Consider the following 25,548-nt stretch of genomic DNA (forward strand, 5'->3'; position numbering starts at 1 on the left):
CGAGGCGAAAAGAATACGGAAGAGCCCCCCACACACGACGCCACACCCCACCCCTCTTTTCTGGGCGGCCCCCGCCCAGAAAAGTATAAGGATTCTTAAGGAAATTATTTCCTTAAGTCGCCGAAGGCCCTCTTTCCTTCTCTTCTATAAGACACCGGCCGGACATAAAAATGCCCGGCCGGTGTTGGTTGCTGTGAGAAAGCCGCGAGGTTGCTACGAGGCTTCACGCAGGGTGGAGTAGTCCTTGTGGCTGGTCATGCGCACTTTGGGTATGGCGTACTCCGGGGCAAAGAGTCCTGCGCTGTGTTGCATTTTGGTAAAGGAAATCCCGGCAAGCTGCGCAATGGTGATGGAGAGGGTGCGGGTGCTGTAGGGGGTGAGCTTGCGGGCTTTGATGCGCTGCGCAAGGCTGGGCGCATTGGCCGCGTATTGCGGCGAAAGCCAAGTGACAAAGGGGATTTCGACCATATGCCGGGAGGGATAGGCTTCGGAGCACCCTCTGATGTCGCGGCTGTCGTAGACATCTTGGCCGTGGTCGGAGAAATAGAGCACGGCGCTCTTTTTTGGGCCACCGTTTTTCATGGTGTTGATGACTTCGGAGACGAACCAGTCCGTGTAGTAGATGCTGTTGTCGTACTCGTTGATGTTCTTTTTGTGCTTGTCGTCAAACCACGGCTGGGACGGGATATCGTCAACAGTGGTGAAGTGGTTGAACGAGTGCGGATAGCGCAGGGAGTAGGACAGGTGCGAGCCGATTTGGTGCAGGAAAATGGCTTTCTTCGGGGCGCTGTCCTGAAGCGCTTTGTCCAGCAGGGGGAGCATAGCCTCGTCGTAGGTGCAGGTCTTCCCTGCGTTGCGGGAAAGGTTGACGTATTTGCGCACCTTGCAGTGGCTGTTCATGGTTTCCAAAACATTGGTCATGGATTTGATGACCGGCTGGTTTGAGAACCAATAGGTCTTGTAACCCGCGGCATTGAGCACATCAATGATGGAGTAGGAGTCTTCGAGGTCCTTGGCAGGAAAACGCAGGCATTGCTTGAGGCTGGGGATGGTGTGCGTTGCGGGTGAAATGACATCGTCGAAGACGGTAATTTCATTTTGCAGCGCGGCCAGCTTGGGAGTGGTTTGCCTATGGTAGCCGTAAATCCCCATGTGGTTTCTGTTGGCGGACTCGCCAACGATAATGACCAATGTGTCGGGGGCGTTTTGTATGGAGAGTTCTCCAAGGCTGGCGGGATCGAAATCTTCGGATGCCAGTTTAATGGAGCGGAGCTCGTTGAAGTAGCGGTTCACGCTCCACACGCTCATGTAGCCGTGGTGGGAGCTCAGAAGCTTAAAGCCTTCGTCGTAGGCTTTAAAGCCGATGACGCCGCTGGCGATAAGGAAGAAGGCAATAAGCGCCTGCCCCATTTTAGTTATCGGGGCAGGCCTAAGCTTGCGGTAGGCGTTGAGGCACAAGATGGGGACGACCCAGCATGCCAAGCACAGGGCGAGCTTGAAAAATGAAAATTGCTCCACCAGCAGTTCACTCGCCTCTTTAGGTGTGGTCTCGATGATTGCTTGGATAGCAAAGGGCGAGAGCACAGAGGTGTAGGTCGCAATGTGCAGAATGTTCAGTACGCAGCTAACGCCGAGGAAACCGAGGGCGAGAAGCAGGTAGACAATGCCAAAGCGCCCAAGGATGAGAAGCGGCGCGGCAAAGAGCATGTCGATAAGGAGCGAGCGCGCAGTATCGGCAAGGAAAAATATACGGAACGTGCTGAAAAAGAGAAAAAGCCCAATGAACAGGCTGAATGAGGCAAAAGCGGCATAGCCGAGGCCAAAGCGTTTGAGAGGCGTCATAATGTATCCTTGTGCGGGGTAAAGCAGCGGGGGCGGCGGCCCCGCGGGTTACATCCGTCTATCTTCTGTAGACAGGTACCACTGGTAGGTTTCGGCGAGGCCTTGGCGCAGGGGGCGGGTTGGGGTCCAGCCGAGGGCGGTGAGGCGGGTGGTGTCCAGCAGTTTTTGGGGAGTTCCGTCGGGACGGGAGGTGTCGAAGGTGATGTCGCCGGTGTAGCCCACGGTGTCGCGGATGCATTCGGCGAGTTCACGGATGGTCATATCCTTGCCGACGCCCACGTTGACGATGTCTTCGCCGGTGTAGTGCTGCATCAGGTGCAGGCTGGCGTCGGCCATGTCGTCCACGTGCAGGAATTCTCGGCGCGGGGAGCCGGAGCCCCAGACGGTGACGCTGGGCGCCCCGTCGAGTTTGGCCTCGTGGAATTTGCGCAGCAGGGCGGGGACGACGTGGGAGGATTCCAAGTCGAAGTTGTCGCCGGGGCCGTAGAGGTTGGTGGGCATGAGGCTGATGGCGTCAAAACCGTGCTGACGGCGGTAGGCCTGGCACATCTTGATGCCCGCAATTTTGGCGATGGCGTACCACTCATTGGTGGGTTCCAGTTCGCCGGTGAGGAGGTGTTCTTCCTTCATGGGCTGGGGCGCAAACTTGGGATAGATGCACGAGGAGCCGAGGAACAGGAACTTTGTGACGCCGGAGCGCCATGCCTCATGAATGATGTTGGTCTGCATGGCGAGGTTGTCGCGGATGAAGTCCGCAGGGCGCGAGGCGTTGGCGAGGATGCCCCCGACGCGCGCTGCGGCCATGAAGATATAGTCCGGCTTTTGCTCTGCCATAAAGTCGCGCACGGCCTGCTGCTCGGTGAGGTCGCAGTCCTTGTGCGTGGCGGTGATGATGTTCGAAAAACCGGCGCGCTGGAGGCTCCGGATGATGGCGGAGCCAACAAGGCCGCGGTGTCCGGCGACGTAAATGCGGGAATCAGGATGCATGTTCAGTCTCGTGTGGTTGCTGAGAGAAGACGCGCGTAGACGCCGCCGCAGGGTGCTGGGCGGCGCGCTGTGCGTCATGAAATATGTGCGAAAGGCTTATTCTATATCGCCGTTTTCGGCAATCTTCACATCCTCATAGGGCGCGAGGCGCTTGCGGTACCACTCCAGCTTGGCGTGCTCCATGGCGTTGGAGCACATGGCCAGCTTGGCATAGCTCTCGCCGGTGCGCTCCACGACAAGGGTTGCCAGCTTGTAGATGCAGTAGTTGAGCTCCCCTTCGCTGGTGACGTTGTCTGCCAAGGTGCGCAGGGCGTCGTCGAAACTGTCGCGTCGGTCCTGAGTGATGTAGGGCATGGCGGCTCCTACCGCGGGAGGCGGATGGTGTTGAGAATGTCCTGTGGCACGGCGTCTGCGGCGATTTCGCACAGGCGCTCGTGGTGGGTGAAGAAGATGACCTGCGTGCGCCGCGCAAGCTCGGCAAGGACGCCAAGGGTGGCGGCGGAGCGCTCGTCGTCAAAGTGCACAAGGATATCGTCCACCACAAAGGGCAGCGGGGCGTTGGCGTCCAGATACCGTTCCAGCGCGGCAAGGCGCAGGCTCAGGTAGAGCTGGTCGCGCGTGCCGTCGCTCATGCCGGTGACGGGGACGGTGTCCTCGCCGTTTCGAACGCCCACGATGACCGGAGTGTCGCGCTCGTCGATGTCCTGTTGCAGACCGCTGAAGGACTCCAGAGTCAGGCGCGAGAACAGTTCGCTGGCGCGGGTGAGGACGGGGGTTTGATGCGCCTTGCGGTAGCGCTCAATGGCGTGGGCGAGCACCGTGTGGGCGAGGCGCAGGCGGATGTAGCGGTCCACGTCCGTCTGGATGGCGGCAAGGGTCTGCTCCGCGAGTTCGGCGCTGCGGGCCGCGCGGGAGGTGCCGTCCATGGCCTCGCGGCGGGACTGGAGGCTGCCGATGGCGCGTTCCAATTCGCTGCGCTGGGCTTCGGCGTCGGCCTTGCGGCGTTCCAGTTCGGCCAGTTCGGCCGCGGCGGCGTCGGGATCCGTAGCGAGAACGTCCTTGATAAAGGCTTCGGGGTCTTCTCCGCCGCGGAAGGTGCGCAGTTGCTCTTCGGCCTCGCGCAGTCCGGTTTCGGCGCGGCGGCGGGTGCGCGAGCGCTCCTCGGCCTGCGGCAGTTCGTCGGTGCTGGCGACGCCCGCTTCGGCGCGCAGGGCTTCCAGCACGGCGGCGGCTTCCTGCGCGGCGGCGGTGACGGTGGCGAGTTCGTCGCGCTTGGCCTGAAGCTGGTCGGTGAGCAGAATGTGGCGCTGGTTGTCGGCGGCGGCCGTGGCAAGGCGGTCACCAAGGCGGGGGACGGCGTCCAGCGCGTCGAGTCCCTCAAGGTCTGGCGCAAGGTCGGCGATGGCGGCTCGGACGTCCTTGGCGTAGGCGTCGTAGTCGGCAGTGATGTCCGTGATGCGGCGCTCCGTGCGGGCGCGGGCATCAAGGGTGGTGAAGAGCTTGGTCAGCGTACCGGTGATGGTCTCCGCCATGTCGGGTTTGGCGCCGCTGGGCATGGCGAGGGGCGCAAGAGCGCTCTCCCATGCGTCGCGGGCGTCGCGGGCGGCGGCCTGTGCGTCGGCAAGGGCGGCCTCTGCGTCCTTGGCGGCGCGCTCAAGGCGGCGGAGTTCCGCGTCTGCATCCTCGCGCGTGCGGCGTGCGGCTTCGGCGGCGCGGACCATATCGTCACCAGCGGCAACGGCGTGCTGGAGCTTGGTGTCCGGCGGCAGGTCGGTGCCAAGGTCGCGCAGGCAGGCGAGGATATCGTCGCGGCAGGCGCAGACGGTGCTGGCGATGTTTTCCGTAATGCCGCGCTGGTCGCGGATTTCTGCGGCGTCCACGGTGCGCAGGGCCGTCAGGTCCTTGAGCCAGCTGAGCATGCCTTCGGGGTCGTGCGGGGTGATGCCTGCAGGCTCCCACAGGGCGACCCAGCTGCGCTCTAGCGCGGCGCGCTGGTCGCTGAGGGCGGCGGATTCCGTTTCAAGGTGGGCGATGTCGGCTTCAAGGCGGGCACTTTCTTGGCGCGCGGCGTCGGTGCGGGTGACGCGTTTTGCGTCGCGGAAAAGGGTGTCGGCGGCGTTGTCGGCTTCGTTTATGGCGGACTGGAACGCGTCGGCAAGGGCGTCCGGCGTGGGGTAGCTGTCGCGGAAAGATTCGTCCCCGGCGGTCCACGCCTGCCGGACAAGCTGCCATGCCCCGTCGCGGTGCTGGCGCAGGGCGGTGAGGGTGTCGCGGCTTGGGACCTCGCCGCCAGAGCGCAGGTGGTCCAGTTCGGCCAGCCTGTCGCGCAGGGCGGTGCGGGCTTGGTCGAGGGCGGTGTGCGCGGCTGTCTCGCGGTCCTGTTGGGCGCGGAATTCCTTTTCCATGTTGCGGACGGTTTCCACCGGCGGCACGGGCAACTGCTCGGCGGTCTCCAGTGTGGCGTCCGGCAGGCCCATACGGCGCAGGGCGCTGGTGGCCTTCTCCTGAAGGGCGCTCAGGCGGGTGCAGGCGTCGGTGTACTGCTTGCGCAGGTCGCCGTGGGCGCGGGTTTGTTCAAGAATATTGGCAAGGGCCGTGACGTCGGCTGGCTGGGGCAGTGCGCCGAGAGCCTCGCGCTGGTGGGCGAGGGCTTGCTGGGCCTGCGCCTGGGCGCGGCTGGCGCGGTCCTCGCGGTCCTGCATGAGGTTCAGCTGTTTGGCGGCGTGGGTGATGGCCGCCATCTGGTGGTCCGTCAAGCGGATGGTCTCCGCGTCCTCAAGGGAGAGGTCCGGGCGCAGGGCGTGGAGCAGACGCTCCGCCTGTTCCGCGTGCTCGCGGCTTTCGCGGGTCAGGGCGGTACGGTCCGTCAGGGCCTTGCGGTGGGTTTCCTCGGTGCGGGTCAGGCTCTCTATGCGCGACGTGGCGTTAAGGAGCGCCTGCGGAATATCAAGGGCGGAAATGTCGGCCTCAAGGGCGTCGATGGCCGCGCTGAGGTCCGCCGTGCGGGTGTCCGCGCTCCTGAGTGCGGCAAGGGCGTCGTGACGGCGGGAGGGGAAATCATCAGGCAGCAGGGGGGCGCCTGCTACGGCGGCGAGTTCCTCACGCAGGGAGTGCTGGCGGCTGACAACGGGGCGCGCGTCCCCAAGACGCTGCAGGCGGCTCATGCGGCGGGTGAGGTCGCCAATGGTCTGTTGCAGGGCGGAGCGGCGGGTTTCGTGCGTGGTGAGTTCCTGCTCCAGTTCCGTGAATTCTTCGGGCGTGGTGGCGGCGTCGCGCTCGTCCTGCCGGTGCTGCTTGAGAGTGGCAAGGGCGCTATTGATGCGCGGGTTGCTACCGCGCCCTTTAAACAGCGCGTCCTGCTCCGCGCCAAGGGCGCTGAGGGTGTCGCGCAGGTGGGCGATGCCGGAGCCTGCGGCAAAGAGGCTTTCGCCAAGGCTGCCGCCCGCGCTGAGGATGTCGCGCCCGCCCTGGGCGAGGGTCTGGTGGCTGATGCCAAAGAGCGCCTCGAACATGTCGCGGTCCACGCCGGAGAGCAGGCGCGCGAGGACGGCCTCGTCCATGGGCGCGCCGCTGTCGTCCTGCAGGGTGTTCTTGCGGCCCTTGCGGCGGGTGAGGCGGATGCTCTCGCCCGTGCCGTTCACAAGCTCCGCGCCGATGCGCAGGGCCTTGTTGGGATGCACAAAATTGTCCTGCGTTGCGTGGGGGATGCCGTAAAAGAGGTTCGTCACCGCGCGCAGGGCGGAGCTTTTGCCCGCTTCGTTGGGGCCGAACACCACGTGCAGGCCGCCGGTCCTGGCAGGAAAGTCCAGCGTGGCGTCGGTGAAGGGACCGTAGGCGGCAAGGTGCAGGGCGCGAAGCAGCATTAGGACGCCTCCCCGGCCCCGCTGATGCGCGGCAGCACAAGTTCGCGCACGTCGCGCAGGAGTGCGGCGCGCTGGGCGGGGTCGTCTAGGTCCGGCAGGGTGATGTCCGCTGCGCCGCTGCGGGAGAGGGCGGCGCGCAGGTCCTTGAAGTCGATGCCCAGTTCGGCAAAGGCTTCGCCGCTGACTTCCAGCTCATCCAAAAAGCGTACAAGGTCGCCTTGCGGGGTGTCGGAGTCGCGCAGGGCGTCGATGTCGATGGGGGTGGTGGTTTCGTCGATGACCTTTTCCACCCATGCGGAGCCACCGCTGGCATCCGTTGCCGCCGTGCGCAGGAGGTTCTGCGCGGCTTCCGGGTCGGCGGCGAGGGCGCTGTGGGCCGCGCAGGGGCCGGAAAGGTGAATGCGCATGGCGAGGGGGCGTCCCTCGGCCTCGGCAAGGTGGCGCTCCATGGCGGCAAGGAAGCGGTCGCAGATGGCGGCGGTGTCCGGCGCGTCCGCGGCGTCCACGGCAACGCGGGCAAAGCGCATGACGTCCAGCGGCATGAAGCGGTAGGCGGTGTGCCCGCTGTCGTCCACATCCACGCGCACGCAGCCCTTGGGGCCGGTTTCGCGGATGTTGCGGCCCTGAAGCACGCCGCTGTAGATGACGGGCGGCGTTTCCACCAGCACCTTGTGGTCATGCACGTGGCCGAGCGCCCAATAGTCGTAGCCATGGGCGGCAAGGTCCGTCTGCGAGCAGGGGGCGTAGTTGGCGTGGCCGTCAACGCCTGCCACCGCCGTGTGCAGTAGACCAATATTGTATAGCCCCGGAACGGGGGGAGGGTAGCTTGCGGCAAGGTTCTCCGTCACTGTGGCCCCGGCAAAACTCTGGCCGTGTACGGCAACGCCGATGTCGTCAAAGCGCACCGTCTCGGGCCGGTTGGCGCTGAGGACGTGCACGTTGGCGGGCAGCGTGAGGGAACGCGTCATTTTGTTTTGGGCGTCGTGGTTGCCCCGGATGAGCACAACATGGGTCCCGGCCTCGCGCAGACGCGTCATCTGGCTGGCGAAGAACAGCCCGGTCTGAAAGTCCTTCCAGTCGCCGTCGTAGACGTCTCCGGCAAGGACGAGGAGGGGGATATTGTCATCAATGATGATGTCCACGAGGGACGTCAGCGCGCGCCGCGATGCGCCGCGGACGTCGTCCACGGGCGCGCCGTCGTAGCGTTCAAGGCCTTTGAGCGGACTATCAAGATGGATGTCCGCAGCATGGATAAACGTGAGCATATGGTGTGTGTGGTCCCGCTTTGTGTGATGTCGTTGTCGTCAGGTCGTTAGGTACACGAAATCGGGAGGGGAATCCACAAGGGCGGACAGGCTGGGTGCGCCGCGGGGGGGGGACTGCCGCAGAGGGCGGCAGGGCGGCGGCAAAGTGGCCGGAAAAGGAGGAAAAAGGGCAAAAAAAAGAACCCGCCAGATGCGCTGTATCGGTTATCCGACAGACTCCCGGGCCAGTCACTGGCTGTCAGCCCTTGGGAATAGTCATGCGCGGCAGGTTCCCTGCAGGGGCGTCTCTGCACGCCCGGTATGGAGCTGGGGCTCTTGTCGCACATTACCTCCTGTTAAGGTGACACACGTGCTGTGTGTATCGGGTCAGGACAATTCCTGTTGACTCAACTGTAAAACGTGTGGCGCGGAAGTCAAGGCTTTTTGGAGTGTAAAAATGCGTTTGTGCAGTGCGCGGTGTTTCGCTTTGCAGTGTTGTGCAGTGCTTGCGGCATGTTGCTGTGTGTTTGTGCAGACAATGAATTTCCCCACTTTTTTGGGAGAAAATTCAAAAGCCGCCAGTGCCCGGCATTTTGGGCGCTGGCGGCGTGGTTTTGAGGGGGGGCAGTTAGTGGCAGCAGTCGTTGGCGTGGTCGTGCGCGTGGTCATGGGCGTGGTCGTGCCCGCTCTGCCTCATGCTGAGGATGACCAGCACAACGAGGGCGATGGCGCAGACCATGGTGAAGGGGGTGACGGATTCCACTTCCGTGCGGTTCATCCATGCGGAGATGTCCGTACCGAGGGCGGCGTAGAGGCGGTTGGTGAGCCAGCCAAGGCCAAGGGCGCACAGGGCGATGGCGCCGATGTACACAGCCACGGCCTTGCGCCCAAGAATGCGCGCCACAACGGCGATGGTGGCCGTGTTGGTGGCGGGACCAGCCAGCAGAAAGACCAGCGCCGCGCCGGGGGACAGCCCCTTAAGGGCCATGGACGCCGCAATGGGGGTGGAGGAGGTGGCGCACACGTACAGCGGCACGCCCACAACCATCATGATGACAAGGGAGGAGAATTCGCCGCCGAGGTAGTCTTCAAAGAATCCGGCGGGGACCAGCGCGCCGATGAAGCCAGCGGCCAGCACGCCGATAAGCAGCCACATGCCGATGTCCGAGAGCATCTCGCCAAAGGCGTAGCGCAGGGCGTCCTTGAGGCGGGTGAGAAACGGGGGCTTGTGGGCGCTGGCGGAGTCCGTTTCGCAGCATCCGCCGCTGCACCCGCAGGAGGAGGCCATGGGCAGCTCCGCCCCGCGGGTGGCTTCCGGCTCGTCGGGGAGGATATTCACCAGCAGGCCCGCCACCGTGGCGGTGATGAAGGCCGCCAGCGGACGCAGCACTGTCATGATGGGGTCAAGCAGCGCCCATGTGACGGCAATGGAATCCGCCCCGGTTTCGGGTGTGGAGATAAGAAAGGACGTGGTTGCGCCGCGGCTAGCGCCCTGTTTGCGCAGGCCCGCCGCCGTGGGGATGACGCCGCAGGAGCACAGTGGCAGGGGAATGCCAAGCAGTGCGGCCTTGAACACGGACCCGGACGACGAGCGCCCAAGGTGCCGCGCGACAAAGTCGTCGGGCACCAAGGCCTTGACGAGGGCGGATACAAGAAAGCCGAACAGCACAAAGGGCGCGGCTTCATTGAGGACAATCCACGTTTCGTTGGCGAAAGTGGCGAGAAAGTTCATATCGTCTCCTGTATGCCGGGGCGAATGTGCGCGACCCGGCAGGGCGTTGGAGTGTGGCGTGCGCTGGCCGGACCACGCTAGGTGGCGCTGCGGTCCTCAAGCACGTGGGCAAGACCTTGCCCCATGAGCAGGCGCACATGGTCGTCATCAAGGGCATAGAAGACGGATTTGCCGACCTTGCGGTTCCGCACCAGTTTGGCCTGACGCAGCAGACGCAGCTGGTGGGAGACGGCGGACGAGGACATGGAGAGCAGCGCGGCGATATCGCACACGCACAGCTCCTCAACGGAAAGCGCGTGCAGGATGCGCACGCGTGTGGGGTCGCCGAGCACCTTGAAGATGTCTGCCAGCCCGGTAACGGTGGAGTCGTCAAGCATCCGCTGGCCAACGCGGGCGATGGCGTCGTCGTGTTCGCAGTGCACTTCGCAGGTTGTGGGTGTCATATGGTCTCCTGAATATATGAGCAGTTGTTCATATGTTTAATTGTTCAATAATGACCACAGCGCGCGCCGTCAACCCCGGCGTGGGGGGGGGTGGGCGCGGTGGCGGAAAAGTCCCTGAAAGCAATGGAGGATTTTTTTGACGGCAACGTGTGGAGTGAGGGGGGAGGGGCGACGCCGCAGGAAAGGGCGGCGCAGAGACAGGTGACAACGCGGTGCGGGGACGGGAATGTGGCAGGGCAGACACGGGGCGCGCGGAGCGTGCCCGAGAGGTCAAATGAGAGGTGAAGCTGCCTGCCGGGCGGGTGTGGAAGGGAGGCGCCGCTGGGGCGGGAGGACGACGCGCGTCTCTGCACAAATGCGGCGCGGGGCTTGGCATGCGGGGGCCTGCCGCCTCTTCCCGGTACGCAAAACGGCCCGGCATATGCCGGGCCGTGGACTGGGCGTTTAGTTGCCGAGGACGTACATGAAGATGAGCGGCGCAACGATGGTGGCGTCGGAATTGATCATGAAGCGCGGGGTATCCGGAGCCAGCTTGTGCCAGGTGATTTTTTCGTTCGGCGGCGCGCCGGAGTAGGAGCCGTAGGACGTGGTGGAGTCGCCAATCTGGCAGAAGTAGGCCCAGAAGGGGGTGTCGTCCTCGTAGCAGTCCTGTATCAGCATGGGCACCACGCAGATGCTGAAATCGCCGGAGATGCCGCCGCCAATCTGGAAGAAGCCCACCGGGGTGCCCGCCTGCGCCTGCTCACGGTACCAGCAGGCCAAATGCTCCAGCTGCTGGGTGCCGGTCTTGATGGCGCCATGATTGGGGATGACCCCGCGCATGACGTTGGCGCAGTACACATTGCCGAGGGTGGAGTCCTCCCAGCCCGGGGTGTAGATGGGGATGCCCATCTCCTTGGCGGCCAAAAGCCACGAATGCTCGCGCGGGATGTGGAAGTGCTCCTCAAGGCCGGGGGTATCCAGCACCTCGTAGAGGTATTCGTAGGGAAAGCGCGCCGCGCCAGAGGCGGCGGCTTCGGCCCAGACGTCGTTTAGTTCGTGCTCAATGTGCACCATGATGGTTTCGGGAATGCAGGTATCCGTTACGCGGTTCATGCCCCTGTCGCGCAGGTCTTCTTCCTGCTGCGGGGTCAGGTCGCGGTAGTTGGGCAGGATTTCATAGTCCCGGTTGGAGAGCAGGTTGAAGACGTCTTCCTCAAGGTTCGCGCCGGTGCAGCAGATGCCATGGACTTTGCCCGCGCGGATCATTTCAGCAAGGGAGATGCCCAGTTCGGCGGTGCTCATGGCGCCGCCCATGGACAGGAACATCTTTCCCCCACCGTCAAGCAGCTCGCGCCATGCCTTGGCGGCGTCCAGCGTTTCGCGGGCGTTGAAGTGTTTGAAGTGCTGTTCCATGAACGAGCTTATGGCCGTCATTCTGCAAGGCTCCTTGGTTAAGGCTGAGGTGGCGCGGGGCGCCGGAAAGGTTACGCGGTTGCGGCGGCTTTTTTGTCCGGCCACAGCTGGGCCGTAAGCATGCCGGTGAGCATCAGCGCGCAGCCAACCATGCCGCGCGGCGTCAGCGTCTCATCAAGGATGAGCCAACCGCCGATGGCGGCGAACAGGGCCTCCATGCTGAGGATGATGGCCGCGTGGGTGGCCGGGGCGTCCTTTTGGGCGATGACCTGCAGGGTAAAGGCGACGCCCACGGGCATAATGCCGCCGTAGACGATAGGCAGCCACCCCGCGCTGAGGCTGGCGACGGTGATGTCCTCAAAGATGAAGGCGCAGACAAAGCACAAGAGCGACACCACGCTAAACTGCCCAAAGGCGAGGCGCACGCCGTCCAGCTTGGGCGAGAGCCAACTCAGCACATGCACATGGCAGGCCCAGATGACCGCGCCCGCGATGACGAAGGCGTCGCCCGGCGCAAGGGTAAAGTCTTTGGTGACGGAGAGCAGATACAGCCCGATGGCCGCGAAAAAGGTGCCCACAAAGCCGCCGACGCCGGGGCGCTGGCGCAGGATGAGGCCGATGAACGGCACAATCACCACATACAGGCCGGTAATAAAGCCGGCCTTGGCCGCCGTGGTGTACATGAGGCCGATTTGTTGCAGTGACACGCCGCCAAACAGCGCCGCACCGGCAATGCAGGGGCCAAGCAGGGCGAAGCGGCGGGAAACGCCGGGACTGATGGCGGCAACGCCGCGCTGGTGATGCCAGATGACCAGCGGCACAAGGGACAGCGCCCCAAGGGCAAAGCGGAAGGCGTTGAAGGTCATGGGGCCGACGTAGTCCATGCCGGAGCGCTGGGCAACGAATCCGGACCCCCAAATGGCCGCAGTCAAAAGAAGAAGTATGTTCGCGCGGAGAGTTCGTGTGTGCATAGCCGTAACGCAATATCGCGCTTTGTGCTCAAGCGCAATGGATAGCGCAGGGCGCATGTCTGCCGTGTGGCGTAGGAGATGAAGAGAACCTGCGTGGCTCATGCGCCACTGCGGCGTGCAGTGCGGCGTGCTGCGCCCTTGCCCCGCGGTGGCACGGGGAAAAGAAGGGGCCGCAGGGGCGGCGGGGCGCATGCGAGAGCGGGGACGCTACAGGGCCGGGGCCTCCTCGGTGTTGGAGTCGCCGCATGCGGCGCGCTGCTGTTCATGATCAATGCCGCACAGCGCGTCCACCAGAACGTTTAGCAGTGACGTGGGCATGGTAATGGTAATCTCACCGTCGGAGAGGGTGCATTCTTCGTCTGTGTGCCCAATGCGGTAGGCGCGGCGCTGGCGGCAGGATTCGTTGATGGAGGTGATGGCGATGGCGTGGTCGCCGCATGCCGCGCGGTAGAGGTGCTGGCGGGTCAGGGTGACGGCGTCGTCCTCAAAAAACGATGTGGCGGCGTACTGGATGCCGGGGAAGGTGATGGCCGGGCCGGTGTCGCTTTCCAGCGTGATGGTGGGCCGGGCCGTGGGCCTGTCGGATGCGGCGCGTGTGGTTTTGCCCTTCATGTGTGCCTCCTTTTAGGTTGGCAGCTTGAGCTGCACTGGTCCTTTGTGGCGGTTTTCGCGCTCGTAGGCGTCATCCACAAGGGTAATGAAGTATTCGGTCATGGTTGTGTCATGAACGGCGGCAAGGATGCGCAGTTTTTTGTGTGTTTCTGCAGGGATGCGGAGGGTGAGTTGCTTTCTGTCGCCAGCCGCCATGAACTGTGCTCCTGCGCCGCCTGCGTGAAGAGGCGAACATGCTGAGGGTGGATAACAAGACAAGATTAGCATCAAGTATGCACTGGTGCAAAGAGAAAGCGCGGCTTTCTTGACAGCTGCGCCGTCTTGTATGGCATGCAGAGGCGGGGGCGGACTGCGGCGCGCCGCTCGTGCCCGGGCAAGGAGACGGGGGACTGTTTTGCATATGGAGGGTGGAGGGCGGAATCCTCTAGCAGTTCTGTCGGAATAACGTCCCGAAAGGGCTGAAAACTGTTGCCGCACGGCAAACGTTGACTTTCGGGCCCAATACACACATTGTGGATAAAATACAGCTGGTGGAACCAGCACCCCTGCACGATACATCCGGGAGAGTTCATGGCCCAAGCACCTGTCCAGCAGGAGCCGTTGTTGCGACGCCTCGCCCCCATTGCGTGGCATTTTCTGCGCGTTTTTTTGCCGCTGGCCGTTATTCTGACGGCGGGTTCCATCCTGCTGTATGTCAAGGACGCCGAGCGCATTACCGAGTCCCTCAAGGCCATGGAAGAAAACCGTATGGCCATGGAGCGTGTCGACGTGGTGCGCGACCTGCGCGACGTGGTGTCCGACCTTGTCTTTCTGCGCGGGGTGTTTGCCACTGTGGAGAAGGACGCCCTGCCCGTCATCTTTTCCGAAAAATATGGCGAAAGTGAAACGTCCTCCCTGCATGCCATGCTCAAGAGCTTTGCCGTGGTGCGCGGGCGGTATGATCAGATTCGCTTTTTGGATACCAACGGGGACGAACGCCTGCGCGTGCAGTATGACATGGGCGCGGCGCACATCGTCCCCGAGGCGCAGCTGCAAAGGAAGGGCGAGCGGTACTACTTTAAGCACGCGGTGCCCCTTCGCCGCAACGAGCTGTTTGTTTCGCCCTTTGACCTCAACGTGGAGCAGGGCACTCTGGAACTGCCGTACAAGCCCATGCTCCGCATTGTGGCCCCGGTGCATAATGCCGAGGGCACGCGCCTTGGGTTCTTGGTGCTGAATTTTGAGGGGCGGCAGATGCTCAACGAACTCAAGCGCCAACACGTGAACTCTCCGGGCGATTTGATGATGCTCAATGCGCAGGGCTACTGGATGCTTGCTCCCTCGCCCAGCAAGGAATGGGGCTTCATGTTTGAGAACAAGCGCTCCATGACCTTTGCCAAGGAATACCCGGCACTGTGGGAACGCCTGTTGACCGGGAGCGAGGTGGGGCAGTTCCATACCCACAGCGGCATCACGAGTTATGGCATTATCCATCCGCTCTCAGTGGTGGAGCAGGAGGCCCGCCGCGTTATGCGCACGGCCCGTGTGCGCGCGCTGGGCGTGGGAGAGGTCCCCTACCGTTGGACCATTCTTTCGCACATTACGCCGCAGACCCTGCACAAGGAGCAGGCGTCCTCACGGCGGCTGTACGGCATGATGTATGGCGTGCTGATGCTGCTGGTGTTTGGTGGATCGTGGATTGTGGCGCGGGCAACGCGCCTGAGCGCCCTTGCCAACACCAAGCTCTCGGCCATCAACCGCGATTTGAATAACGCCGTGGAGCGCCTTGAGCGGCGCAACCGGGCCACGGTGCGCATCAATACCATGGTGGACTTTCTGCAGGCCTGCCGTACGGAGAAGGAAATCTACCGCATTGTGGCGTCCAACGCTTCCAGCCTGCTTCCCGGCACGGCAGGGTCCTTGAATATCTATGACGATGAATCTAGCCTGCTGGAGTGTGTGGCGTCATGGGGCGGGGACCAGTGCAGCCGTCCGCTCTTTTCCCGTGAGGGATGCTGGGCGCTTCGGCGCGGGCAGGTGCATGTGGTGGAGCGTCCGGGTGAAGGCCCGGTGTGTCCGCACTTTGCCAACGAGCCGGAGACGGGATTCATCTGTGTGCCCCTTATTGCCCATGGCAAGGTCACTGGTCTGCTGACCTCGCGCTTTGCCTTTGACACCACCTCCATGGAGCCGGAGCGATTGCACCGCTACGCCACGGGCATGGAGCAGCACCTTGTGGCTATTTCCGAACACGTGGCGCTCACCCTTTCCAACCTGCGCCTGCGCGAATCCCTGCGCGAGCAGTCCATCCGCGACCAGCTTACCGGCCTGTACAACCGCCGCCACATGGAAGAATCCCTTGCACGCGAGTTTAGCCGTGCCCAGCGCCATGAGCAGCCGCTGAGCGTTATTATGCTGGACGTGGACCACTTTAAGAATTTCAACGACACCTACGGGCATGAACTGGGCGATGAGGTGTTGCGCAAACTCGGCGAAACCCTGCGCCTGTTCAGCCGCCATGAGGACATTGCCTGCCGCTTTGGCGGGGAGGAATTTGTGCTTATTCTGCCCGGCGCCGCCGCCGATGACGCCTACCGCCGCGCCGAGGAATTGCGCACGACCGTGGCCGAGCGTATGGCCGTGCGCCACGGCGAGGAAAAGCTCACCGTGACCATCTCCCTTGGCGTCAGCGAGTATCCCGCCTACGCCACCAGTACGGAAACGCTTATCGCCACGTCGGACGCGGCGCTGTATGCGGCCAAGGAGGGCGGACGGAATCAGGTCCAGTTGGCTAAGCCCGTCACCGCCGTGGCCAACGGCGAAGGCGGGCGCACGCAGCGCGCCGCGCAGGACGGCGCAGCGCCGGATTCCGTCGACAAGGCGGACCGCACGCCACCGGACAGCGCAGCCGCTGAGGACGAGCGTAAAGAGGATTCAAAGAATGGGGATGATGCGCCGGAGGGCGAACGCGGCGAGTCCTAATCCGCCACCACGCGCTGTACAACCCATAAAAAACGGGCCGGATGCCATGGCATCCGGCCCGTTTGTCGTTTGCGTAAGGGGGCTTGGGGCTATTCTTCGCCCGCCGGGGTCTGCAGGACGCGCGTTCCGGCTGGGACGTCGCGGGTAAGCCAGACATTACCACCAATGACCGCGCCCTCGCCAATAGTGACGCGACCAAGAATAGTGGCGCCGGAGTAGACCACAACGCCATCCTCCACCACGGGGTGACGGGGGATGCCTTTGATGAGCTTGCCGTCGTCGCCCTTGGGGAAGCTCTTTGCGCCGAGGGTGACGCCCTGATACAGGCGCACCTTGCGGCCGATGACACAGGTTTCGCCAATGACGGTGCCTGTGCCGTGGTCGATGAAGAAATGCTCGCCAATGGTTGCGCCGGGGTGGATGTCTATACCGGTGGCGGAGTGCGCCATTTCCGTGATGATGCGCGGAATGAGCGGCACGCCCAGCGTGTGCAGCCGGTTGGCAATGCGGTAGTTGGTGACGGCGAGAATGCTGGGGTAGCAGAAAATCGTCTCGCCGGGGCCAACGGCTGCGGGGTCGCCCTCATAGGCGGCCATGACGTCCGTCACCAGCAGGCGGCGCAGTTCGGGCAGGGATTCGATGAACGCTCGACAGGTCTCCTCGGCTTCATCCTCGCACTTGGTACAGTCGCGGTTCTCCGCCACACAGACAAAACACTTGCCACGGTTAATCTGGTCCGTGAGCAGGCGGCGGATTTTATCGAGGTTGGTGCCGATGTGATAGCGCATGCTCTCGGCTTCCACTTCGGAGTGGCCGAAGTAGCCGGGAAACAGCACGGCGCGCAGCCGACTCACGACCTCGGTGAGAACCTCCACCGAGGGCATGGGCGCGTGCCGTTTGGGGCTGTGGTAGACGGATTCGTAGGAACCCGGCTCGCACAGTCTGTCGATGACGTCGTCCATGAAACCCATGTGATTCCTCTCTTTAGCCCTGCTACTTATCCTGAGTGAACAGGGGCGTGCTCAGATACCGTTCGCCGGTATCGGGGATGATTGTGACGATGAGCTTGCCTGCGTTTTCGGGGCGTTTTGCCTGCTCCACGGCGGCGTGCACTGCCGCACCGGCGGAGATGCCGCACATGATGCCTTCTTCGCGCATCAGGCGGCGCGCCATGGCGAGGGCGTCGTCCGTGGGCACGGGCGTCACCTCGTCCACAAGGCTCACGTCAAGGTTCTTGGGGATGAAGCCTGCGCCAATGCCCTGAATACCGTGCGGACCGGACGCTCCGCCCGAGATCACCGGGGATTCGGCAGGCTCCACTGCCACGATTTTTACGCCGGGCTTTTCGCCCTTCAGCGTTTTGGCAACGCCGCTGAGGGTGCCGCCTGTGCCGACCCCGGCAACAAAGATATCCACGCCGCCGTCGGTGTCGTCCCATATTTCATGGGCGGTGGTGCAGGAGTGGATGGCGGGGTTGGCCGGATTGTCGAACTGCAGGGGCATGAACGCGCCGGGCGTTTCGTCCACAATGCGCTGGGCTGTGGCGATGGAGCCGGACATTCCCTCCGCAGCCGGAGTCAGGCGGATTTCCGCGCCAAATCCGGCAAGCAGCTTGCGCCGCTCTATGCTCATGCTTTCGGGCATGGTCAGGATGAGGCGATAGCCGCGTACGGCGCACATCAGGGCAAGGCCGATGCCGGTGTTGCCGCTGGTGGGTTCCACCACTGTTGCGCCGGGCTTCAAGATGCCCTGCTGCTCGGCGGTGAGAAGCATGTTCACCCCCACGCGGTCCTTGACGGAGCCGCAGGGGTTGAAAAATTCCAATTTGGCGGCAACGGTTGCGGCGCAGCCCTGTGTCACTGCATTCAGGTACACCAGAGGCGTCTTGCCCACAAGTTCCGTCATGTCCCTAGCAATGTTCATGGCCGGATGTGTCCTTTGGTCGGCGGTTGCGGGGGCCGGGGTGCGGCCTCCGAAAGATGGTATTGTCCGGGATGGAAATATGGCCCGGAAACGCCGCGGGGCGCTTCCGGGCCGGAAGGGCATATCAACAGGTACAGGGCGGCAGCTCGGAGTCGTCGCCGCGGAAGGGGCTAATCTCGCGTAGGCGCGTGATGATGGCGGGCATTTCCTTGACCACAAGGTCCACATCCTCCTGCGTGGTGTAGCGCGACAGGGAGAAGCGGATGGACCCATGGGCAAAGGTAAAGGGCACGCCCATGGCGCGCAGCACGTGCGACGGCTCAAGGCTGCCGGATGTGCAGGCCGAGCCGGAGCTGGCGCAGATGTGCAGGCGGTCCATAAGCAGCAGGATGGCCTCGCCCTCAACGTACTTGAAGGAGATGTTGGTGGTGTTGGGCAGGCGGTTATCCGGATCGCCGTTGATGCGGGCGTCGTCTATGGCGCTCAGCAGGCCCTGTTCCAGATTGTCCCGCAGGGCTTTCACCGTGGTGTTTTCTTCCTCAATGTGCTGGGTCGCCAGTTCGACGGCCTTGCCAAGGGCGATGATGCCTGCGGTGTTTTCCGTACCGGCGCGGCGGCCGCGTTCCTGATGCCCGCCCAGCATAAAGGGGCGGAAGGGGGTGCCGCGGCGGACGTACAGGGCGCCAACGCCCTTGGGCGCGTGCAGCTTGTGGCCGGAGAGCACCAAAAAGTCCACGGGCAGGGTCTTCAGGTCAATGTCCACCTTGCCCACGGCCTGCACGGCGTCGGTATGCATGAGCGCGCCGTGCTCTTTGACGATGCGGGCAATCTCCGGGATGGGGAAGATGTTCCCCACTTCGTTATTGGCGTACATCACGGAGACGAGGGCCGTGTCCGGGCGCAGGCTGGCCCTGAGTTCCTCAAGGTCCAGATTGCCCTTTTCGTCCACGCCCAGGTAGGTGACGTCGTAGCCTTTCTTTTCCAGCTTTTGCACCACATTGAGCACGGCGGGGTGCTCCACCTTGGTGGTGATGATGTGGCGCTTGTCCGGCTGGGCGGCAAGGGCGGAGTGGATGGCGGTGTTGTCGCCTTCTGTGCCGCATGCGGTGAAGATGATTTCTCCCGGCTCGCAGCCAAGGCCTGTGGCCACGCGCTGGCGGGCTTCATCAAGCTTGGCGCCAACCTGTCCGCCAAAGGTGTGCATGGAGGACGGGTTGCCGTACAGCTCGGAGAAATAGGGCATCATCTCGTCAAGGACTTCCGGCGCGACCTGCGTGGTGGCGTTGTTGTCGAGGTAGATGGCGCGCTGGCTCATGCGGAGACCTCCTTGACCACGATTTCAGGATCCACCTGATCGCGGAGGGTTTTCTGGACGAAGTCCGTCAGCGTCAGCTGGCTGGAGGGGCAGTTGGTGCAGGAGCCGCGCAGGGCCACCTGAACCACGGTGCCGGTGATGTCCACAAGTTCTATATCGCCGCCGTCCTGTTGCAGGCGGGGGCGGATTTCTTCGTCAACGGCCTTCATGACCAGCTGCATGCGCTGGATGTTGCTGAGGGGCTTTGCGTCCTCAGTGGCGGCAGGGGCGGGTGCCTTTTCGCCGCGCACTTCGTGCAGCAGTTCTTCCAGCTGGGGGACACAGTCGCCGCAGCCGCCACCGGCCTTGGTGAAGTTGGTGATTTCTTCAACGGTTTTGAGGTCGTTTTCGCGGATGGCGCGGCGGATGGCTTCGTCCGTAACGCCGAAGCAGTGGCAGACCAACTCGCCTTCCAGCTCGACCTTTTCGACCTTTTCACCGCGGAAGTTCTTAATGGCGGCTTCCAGCGCTTCCTGCCCCATGACGGAGCAGTGCATCTTTTCCTTCGGCAGGCCGCCAAGGAATTCTGCGATGTCCTTGTTGGTGATGGACTGTGCCTCGTCCACGGTCTTGCCCTTGAGCAGTTCCGTGAGGGCGGAGCTGGAGGCAATGGCGCTGGCGCAGCCAAACGTCTGGAACGTGGCGTCCGTGATGACGCCGTTGTCGTCAATCTTGAGGAAGAGCTTGAGCGCGTCGCCGCAGGCAAGGCTGCCTACCTCGCCGATGGCGTTGGCGTCCTCAAGGGCACCGACGTTCTTCGGCTCCAGAAAAAATTCCTTCACTTTATCGGTATATTCCCACATGGGATTGCCTCCTGGCGTTTCGCCCGGCCGGTTTATTCCTCTCCGGGCTGAAGCATTGTTGAGAGTATAAGTCCGAATTCTTCCAGAGGGAAGTGATGCATGTCAAATTTTCAGAAATTGGTTCCGCAGTGCCCGTCATGAGCGGGAATGTACCTGTTTTGAGCGCGCTCCGCACGTGTCTTTGGCGCGGCGGAGGTGCGTTTGGGTTGTGGTGAGCATGGCCTTGACGGAAAAGACGTCGATGATGCGCTGTCTGGCGGCGTGCCCGAGGCGGCGGCGTTCATCACGAGGCAGGTTGAGCAGGGCGTGGACGGCGGCGGCGATGGCCGCTGGGTTTTCGGGTGGGACCACCCGTCCGGCTTCCCCGACAACATGGGCGGCGTCGCCAACGTCGGTCACCACGCAGGGAACGCCGCAGGCCATGGCTTCACCCACAACATTAGGAAATCCTTCACTCGCCGAGGTGAGGCACAGCACATCAAGGGCGGGGTAGAGGCGCGGCATGTCGTGCTCTGGGCCGTGCCAGACGATGTGCTGCGTGAGGCCGAGGGCGGCGGCCTGCTCCGTCAGCCGTGTGCGCAGGGCGTTGTCCCCGTCCCCGACGATGACCACGCGCAGATTGGGTACGCCAGAGACGAGCTTTGCCGCGGCGCGGAGGAACGTGGCGTGATCCTTCATAGGGTCGATGCGGCCGACAAGGGCGATGACTGGGGCGCCATTGTCGGCCCCCCAAGCATGGCGGCGCTGGGCGGTTTCGTGCGGGGAGGAAGCCTTTGGCGAGAATGCGTCAGTATCTATGCCGTTTTGGACAACGCACAGTGCGCCTGCGGGCATGCCCCGCTGGCGGGCCACAGCGGCCCCGGCATGGGAGTTGGCGATGATACAGGAGGCAAAACGGGAAAGGCGCGCCTCAATGAAGTGGGAGGCCGCGTGCATCCAGTCGTATTGGGACAAATCCATGTCAGAGGCTCGCACCCCCCACACCCGGCACGAGACGGGACAAAGCACGCTAAGGATATTGGGCGGCGTCATGAAGCTGTACAGCACGTCCGGGGCGAAGCCGCGGACCGCGCTGCGAAGGCGTATGAGGAAGCTGAACAGGTCCCAGCGCCCGGTCTTGCCTAGTGGCAAGAGGGAGACGCCGCGCAGGTCTTCTTCAAACCCTCCGCCCGAGTAAAAAACCGCAATGCCCACATCATGCCCAAGTGCGGCAAGGCCGTTGGCAAGGCACACGATTTGGCGCTCCGCGCCGCCAGTTTCCAGTGAACGGGCAAGGAAAAGGATGCGCATCACGTCCCCCGCTTCCACGCATCAAGCCACGCCTGAAACATGAGGACGTCCCAGAGGTAGTAGTACCAGTTGGACTCGCCGTCGCGGTACTCGGTCCACATGCGGCGCACCGTGGCCACATCAAGGTAGCCGTCCTGCCGCAGGCGGTTTTCGTCAAGCAGGCTCTCGCACCAGTCGCGCAGGTCCGTGCGCAGCCAGTGTTCGATGGGCACGGCAAAGCCCATCTTGGGGCGCTCCACAAGGCGGGGCGGAACATAACGGTGCAGGACGCGGCGCAGCACGTGCTTTCCGGCGCCGCCTTGAATCTTGTGCGCCGTGGGCAGGCGGGCGGCGAATTCCATGACCCGGTGGTCAAGGATGGGAACCCGTGCTTCAAGGGCGACGGCCATGGAGGCGCGGTCCACTTTGGTCAGGATGTCGTCATGGAGGTAGCCTTCAATGTCCGTCAGGCTCATGGCCCGCCACAGGTCGTCGTCCTCCGGCGGTGCTGGGGGCTGTGGTTCCGTGCCGCCAAGGACAAGGCGGTCTGGATGTTTGAAGTGCGACACAAGAAAGCGGTACAGCGCGGCATGGTTTGGCGAGGCCAGCCCGTCCAGCCGCCAGCGCAGGCGTTGGCCGCGCGGCCCGAGGACGTTCCACGCACGGGGCGGAAGCAGGCGCGCCAGCGACGGCAGCGCAGCGCGGACGGGGCGCGGTATCCTGCGGAGCATGGACCACAAACGGTGGGTCCAAAAATAGCGGGAATAGCCGTTAAAGAGTTCGTCGCCGCCGTCGCCGGAGAGGCACACCGTCACATGCTGCCGCGCCATGCGGTTTACGAGGAGGGTGGGCAGTTGCGAGGAGTCCGCAAAGGGCTCGTCCCAATGCCGGGGGAGTTCCGGTATGGCCCGGAGCATGTCCTGTGGCGTGAGAATGGCCTCGGTATGGGCGGTGCCGAGGTGGCGGGCGATGGCTGCGGCGTAGGGCGCTTCGTTGTAGGCGGCCTCTGAGAAGCCGATGGAAAAGGTTTGCACCGGGGTGGAACTGGCCTTTTGCATCAGTGCGGCCACGGTAGAGGAGTCGATGCCGCCCGACAAAAACGCCCCAAGGGGAACATCCGAGAGGAGGCGGCAGGCTACGGCATTGGAAAGCAGCGCGTCCAGTTCGTCCTCGGCGTCATCAAGGCTGCCGGAAAAGGGATTCTGCGCCCCCTGTTGCCAGATGCGGCGCGCGCTCCAGTAGGTGGTTTCCTGCGGTGGTGCATCGGGAGCGCGGAAGGTCAGGATGGTGCCGGGGCGCTGCTTGGCGATGCCTTCGTAGACGGTATATGGGGCCGGGATGGCATTGTGGCGGAAGTAGAGCGTCAGCGCGTTGCGGTCCATGGACGCGGCGCAATCCGGGTGCGCGCGCAGGGCCGCAAGCTGGGAGCCGAAAAGCAGAGCTTGCCCCGCCAGCCCATAGACAACGGGCTTGATGCCGAGCCTGTCGCGGACCAACGAGAGGGTGTGGGTCTGCGTATCCCACAGGGCAAAGGCGAACATGCCGACAAACCGTGACGTGGCGGCTTCCAGCCCCCAGTGCTCAATGGCGGCGAGGATGGTTTCGGTATCCGATGTGCCCTTGAAGGCCGGGGCTTGGCGGCCCAGCTCCACACGGAGGTCGTGGTGATTGTAGACCTCGCCGTTGTAGGTGATGACGTAGCGGCCCGTTGCGGAATGCATGGGCTGGGCCCCACGCGGCGACAGGTCGAGGATGGACAGCCTGCGGTGGGCGAGGGCGATTCCGCTGTCATCGGGGCACCAGAACCCCTCGGCGTCCGGCCCCCGGTGGGCAAGGGCGTCCGCCATGCGTTTCGCGATGGCGCGCCGTGTGGTCTGGGGGGCTGGCGCTGTGGTCCAAAATCCTGCAATGCCGCACATGGGGTTAGGGCTCCTTGGCGGTGCTGTGTGGGGCGGGCTGGGCGGTGAACACAATATTGGCGTAGCCGTGTGCAATGCCAGTCTTCCTGAGCAGGGTCCGCGCCCAGTGTACCAGCATGCTGCGCAGGCCGTACGGGTAGCGGGAGCTGTAGAACTGTACCCCCGTGTGCCGGGGCAGGAACTGCGGCGTCAGGCACTGCCGCAGGCGTTGGACGGTAAAGCTCTGCTGGTGGCCCCAGCGGTGAAAGCGTACTCCACAGTCGGGGCAGACTACGATGGAGTCTGCGAGGTTTTCCTCGTGGGGCACCGTCCCGAGGAGAAGTCCTTCCGGCTTGAGGACGCGGGCGAGCTCTGTGATGGCGGCGGCAAGGTCGGCGTCGCCGAGGTGCTCCAGCACCTCGGAGCAGAACACAGCGTCAAGGCTTGCGCTGGCAAAGGGCATGTCGGTGATGGACCCGCAGTGGGCCTCAACGCCGGGTATGTCCAGTGCCGCGACGGCTTCCGGGCTGATGTCCAGGGCCTTCATGGTCCAGCCGCGCTGCGCGGCGGCGCGTTCAATGTAGGCGTTGCCTATGCCGATGTTGAGCATGACGGGAGTGGCTGGCAGGTTTCGGGTATGGGCGGCGGCAAGGCGTACCAGATGTTCCAACTGGGTGCGGCTGTGCGCGAAGGAGGCGACGCCGCTGGTTTGAAAATAGGTCCAGATGGCTTCCTGATTCATGATGCGGCCTCCGGTGGGGTGGAGCGTGCGATGCGCCGCAGGGCAAGGGCGACATAGCAGAAGGAAAAAGCGTAAACGCATGATGTGGACAGCGCAATGCCTGCAACGCCAAAAATGCGTATGAACACGGCGTTGAGGATGATATTGAGCACAAGGTTGTAGAGCGCGGCGCGGGCAACGAGGGCATTGCGCCTGAGCGCCGCAATCAACCGGATGAGCATAATGGACGCGATGTAAAAGGGCAGTTGCAGAGCGGCCAGAGAGAAGACGCGGACCACGGCCTGCGCATCGTCCACGGCAAAGGCCCCGCGCTGGAACACAATGGTGATGGCTGGTTCCGCCACAAGAATGAGCAGGCCGACCGCCGGAATGGCTCCAAGGAAAATGCGCCGGACTGTGGTCCGTACAACGGTAAAGGCTTCGGGGGTTTTGTCCTCCGCCACCAGCTGGGCAAGGTAGGGGATGGCCGCATTGCCAAGGGCCATGGCCGTCAGGCCCATGGGCAGGAGGATGAGACGGTTGGCGTAGTTGAGTGTGGCGACACTTCCGGCGGGAAGGTGGGCGGCCATGGCGTTATCCACCACAAGCGTACTGCTCATGAGTACCGCGCCGCCAAGGGCGGGGGCGTATTGGGTAATTGCATCCACCAAGGGGGCGCGCGGAAAGGTTAACCGGGGCCGCAGGGACAGCCCCCTGCGGCGCAGGACAACGAGCAGTACAAGAATTTCCGAGGCCGCGCCGGCCACTTGTCCGCCCACAAGGCACATGACGCCCCACTGTGGATACAGAAGCAGCAGCATGATGGTGGCTGTGGGGGTGGTAATGGGGGAAAGCGCGGCGGCGGCAAAGCGCTGCTGGGCATTGAGAATGCTGGCGGCAAGCATGACGAGGCCATTGAGGAAAACCCATGGCGCCAGCACCTGAACGGCGCGGACGACGCCCGCTGTTTTGGCGGCATCAAAGCCGCCGGCAAGAAGGGGGACATACAGGGGCGCGCACACAGCCAGCAGCACTGATGCCGTCAGGAGCGCCGCGCCGCCAAGCAGACTGATGCCGCCAAGAAGAGCTTGGCCTGCATCGCGTCCCAGCCGAGTGGTGGTGCGTACGTAGGCCGGAATGACGGCGGAGCCAAAGGAGCCGCCAAGAATGCCCACGGCAAAAACCGGAAGCACCATAGCCATGGAGAAAACGTCCATGGCCTCGCCGGTGCCAAAGCGCTGGGCCGCAATGATGTCGCGGCCAAGCACGCCGAGTTTGACCACGGCGGTCAGGGCCGCAATAAGCGTCGCGGAGCCGAGAATGCTGGCAAAGGCGGATCGGGATTGCGGCACAAGGGACTCCCGTTGATCAGAGACCGGGCGCAGACGGAGAACGCATCAGTGTAAGGTAGCCGTAGGGGGAAAGTTCTGTCAACGCGAAGGGGCGTTTAGCGACGTGGCAGACATAACACAGCCGCCCCGGCCGAGCGTGGTCCGGGGCGGCTTGTCATATGGGGGAAAGAGTTCCGGC

The 25,548-nt window shown here is 63.5% G+C and carries 20 protein-coding genes; 1 reads left to right on the top strand and 19 read right to left on the bottom strand.

Translation table 11 applies throughout. The features are described 5' to 3' along the window. Positions 1 to 213 precede the first annotated feature (213 nt). The 11 genes from ACYQ2T_RS01890 to ACYQ2T_RS01940 all read right to left on the bottom strand — a co-directional run bounded on the left by ACYQ2T_RS01890 (position 214) and on the right by ACYQ2T_RS01940 (position 13,284). Positions 214 to 1,842, bottom strand: coding sequence for a sulfatase-like hydrolase/transferase (locus ACYQ2T_RS01890; protein ID WP_459897982.1), 1,629 nt, complete (start codon positions 1,840 to 1,842; stop codon positions 214 to 216). 48 nt (positions 1,843 to 1,890) lie between these two features. Then, positions 1,891 to 2,829: a GDP-L-fucose synthase gene (gene fcl / locus ACYQ2T_RS01895; RefSeq protein WP_459897984.1), complete on the bottom strand. Its 939-nt coding sequence runs from the start codon at positions 2,827 to 2,829 to the stop codon at positions 1,891 to 1,893. Between the two features lie 96 nt (positions 2,830 to 2,925). Next, positions 2,926 to 3,183 carry a DUF6899 family protein gene (locus ACYQ2T_RS01900; protein ID WP_459897986.1) on the bottom strand — a complete coding sequence of 86 codons (258 nt, stop codon included), beginning with the start codon at positions 3,181 to 3,183 and terminating at the stop codon, positions 2,926 to 2,928. Between the two features lie 8 nt (positions 3,184 to 3,191). After that, the gene (locus tag ACYQ2T_RS01905) at positions 3,192 to 6,692 is read right to left on the bottom strand and encodes an AAA family ATPase (RefSeq protein WP_459897987.1); all 3,501 of its coding nucleotides are present in this window, start codon (positions 6,690 to 6,692) and stop codon (positions 3,192 to 3,194) included. Next, on the bottom strand, positions 6,692 to 7,957 hold the full coding sequence (locus tag ACYQ2T_RS01910) for a metallophosphoesterase family protein (RefSeq protein ID WP_459897989.1): 1,266 nt from the start codon (positions 7,955 to 7,957) through the stop codon (positions 6,692 to 6,694). The genes ACYQ2T_RS01905 and ACYQ2T_RS01910 overlap by 1 nt, the downstream gene beginning before the upstream one ends. Positions 7,958 to 8,564: 607 nt before the next feature. After that, positions 8,565 to 9,668, bottom strand: a complete 1,104-nt coding sequence (locus tag ACYQ2T_RS01915; RefSeq protein WP_459897990.1) for an SO_0444 family Cu/Zn efflux transporter — start codon at positions 9,666 to 9,668, stop codon at positions 8,565 to 8,567. Between the two features lie 77 nt (positions 9,669 to 9,745). After that, on the bottom strand, positions 9,746 to 10,111 hold the full coding sequence (locus ACYQ2T_RS01920; protein WP_404845778.1) for an ArsR/SmtB family transcription factor: 366 nt from the start codon (positions 10,109 to 10,111) through the stop codon (positions 9,746 to 9,748). A 444-nt stretch (positions 10,112 to 10,555) separates the two neighbouring features. Further along, the gene (locus ACYQ2T_RS01925) at positions 10,556 to 11,527 is read right to left on the bottom strand and encodes a deoxyhypusine synthase family protein (protein ID WP_459897993.1); all 972 of its coding nucleotides are present in this window, start codon (positions 11,525 to 11,527) and stop codon (positions 10,556 to 10,558) included. 50 nt (positions 11,528 to 11,577) lie between these two features. Continuing rightward, positions 11,578 to 12,477, bottom strand: coding sequence for a DMT family transporter (locus ACYQ2T_RS01930; RefSeq protein ID WP_459897995.1), 900 nt, complete (start codon positions 12,475 to 12,477; stop codon positions 11,578 to 11,580). 207 nt (positions 12,478 to 12,684) lie between these two features. Continuing rightward, entirely contained in the window at positions 12,685 to 13,089 is a 405-nt protein-coding gene (locus ACYQ2T_RS01935) for a hypothetical protein (RefSeq protein WP_459897997.1), read from the bottom strand. A 12-nt stretch (positions 13,090 to 13,101) separates the two neighbouring features. After that, positions 13,102 to 13,284: a hypothetical protein gene (locus ACYQ2T_RS01940; protein ID WP_459897999.1), complete on the bottom strand. Its 183-nt coding sequence runs from the start codon at positions 13,282 to 13,284 to the stop codon at positions 13,102 to 13,104. Positions 13,285 to 13,659: 375 nt separating this feature from the next. On the opposite strand from ACYQ2T_RS01940, the gene ACYQ2T_RS01945 reads away from it, so the two are divergent. Continuing rightward, positions 13,660 to 16,050 carry a sensor domain-containing diguanylate cyclase gene (locus ACYQ2T_RS01945; RefSeq protein WP_459898001.1) on the top strand — a complete coding sequence of 797 codons (2,391 nt, stop codon included), beginning with the start codon at positions 13,660 to 13,662 and terminating at the stop codon, positions 16,048 to 16,050. A gap of 89 nt (positions 16,051 to 16,139) precedes the next feature. Here the strand turns inward: ACYQ2T_RS01945 and ACYQ2T_RS01950 are convergent, their stop codons facing one another. The 8 genes from ACYQ2T_RS01950 to murJ form a co-directional block, all read right to left on the bottom strand. After that, on the bottom strand, positions 16,140 to 17,021 hold the full coding sequence (locus ACYQ2T_RS01950; RefSeq protein ID WP_459898003.1) for a serine O-acetyltransferase: 882 nt from the start codon (positions 17,019 to 17,021) through the stop codon (positions 16,140 to 16,142). Between the two features lie 22 nt (positions 17,022 to 17,043). Beyond that, positions 17,044 to 17,973 carry a cysteine synthase A gene (gene cysK, locus ACYQ2T_RS01955; RefSeq protein ID WP_459898004.1) on the bottom strand — a complete coding sequence of 310 codons (930 nt, stop codon included), beginning with the start codon at positions 17,971 to 17,973 and terminating at the stop codon, positions 17,044 to 17,046. 124 nt (positions 17,974 to 18,097) lie between these two features. Then, a complete protein-coding gene (gene nifS / locus ACYQ2T_RS01960; RefSeq protein WP_459898006.1) occupies positions 18,098 to 19,288 on the bottom strand; it encodes a cysteine desulfurase NifS in 1,191 nt (396 codons plus the stop codon). Next, the gene (gene nifU, locus ACYQ2T_RS01965; RefSeq protein WP_404845787.1) at positions 19,285 to 20,130 is read right to left on the bottom strand and encodes a Fe-S cluster assembly protein NifU; all 846 of its coding nucleotides are present in this window, start codon (positions 20,128 to 20,130) and stop codon (positions 19,285 to 19,287) included. Before nifU ends, nifS begins: the two co-directional genes overlap by 4 nt. 135 nt (positions 20,131 to 20,265) lie before the next feature. Further along, positions 20,266 to 21,420: a glycosyltransferase gene (locus ACYQ2T_RS01970; RefSeq protein ID WP_459900076.1), complete on the bottom strand. Its 1,155-nt coding sequence runs from the start codon at positions 21,418 to 21,420 to the stop codon at positions 20,266 to 20,268. Beyond that, positions 21,420 to 23,318 carry an asparagine synthase (glutamine-hydrolyzing) gene (gene asnB, locus ACYQ2T_RS01975; protein ID WP_459898009.1) on the bottom strand — a complete coding sequence of 633 codons (1,899 nt, stop codon included), beginning with the start codon at positions 23,316 to 23,318 and terminating at the stop codon, positions 21,420 to 21,422. Before asnB ends, ACYQ2T_RS01970 begins: the two co-directional genes overlap by 1 nt. Before the next feature lie 4 nt (positions 23,319 to 23,322). Further along, positions 23,323 to 24,039 carry a class I SAM-dependent methyltransferase gene (locus tag ACYQ2T_RS01980; RefSeq protein ID WP_459898011.1) on the bottom strand — a complete coding sequence of 239 codons (717 nt, stop codon included), beginning with the start codon at positions 24,037 to 24,039 and terminating at the stop codon, positions 23,323 to 23,325. After that, complete coding sequence (gene murJ, locus ACYQ2T_RS01985) at positions 24,036 to 25,370, bottom strand: murein biosynthesis integral membrane protein MurJ (protein ID WP_459898013.1); 1,335 nt, start codon at positions 25,368 to 25,370, stop codon at positions 24,036 to 24,038. The genes ACYQ2T_RS01980 and murJ overlap by 4 nt, the downstream gene beginning before the upstream one ends. Positions 25,371 to 25,548: the final 178 nt, after the last annotated feature.

This window comes from Desulfobaculum senezii (assembly GCF_054657395.1).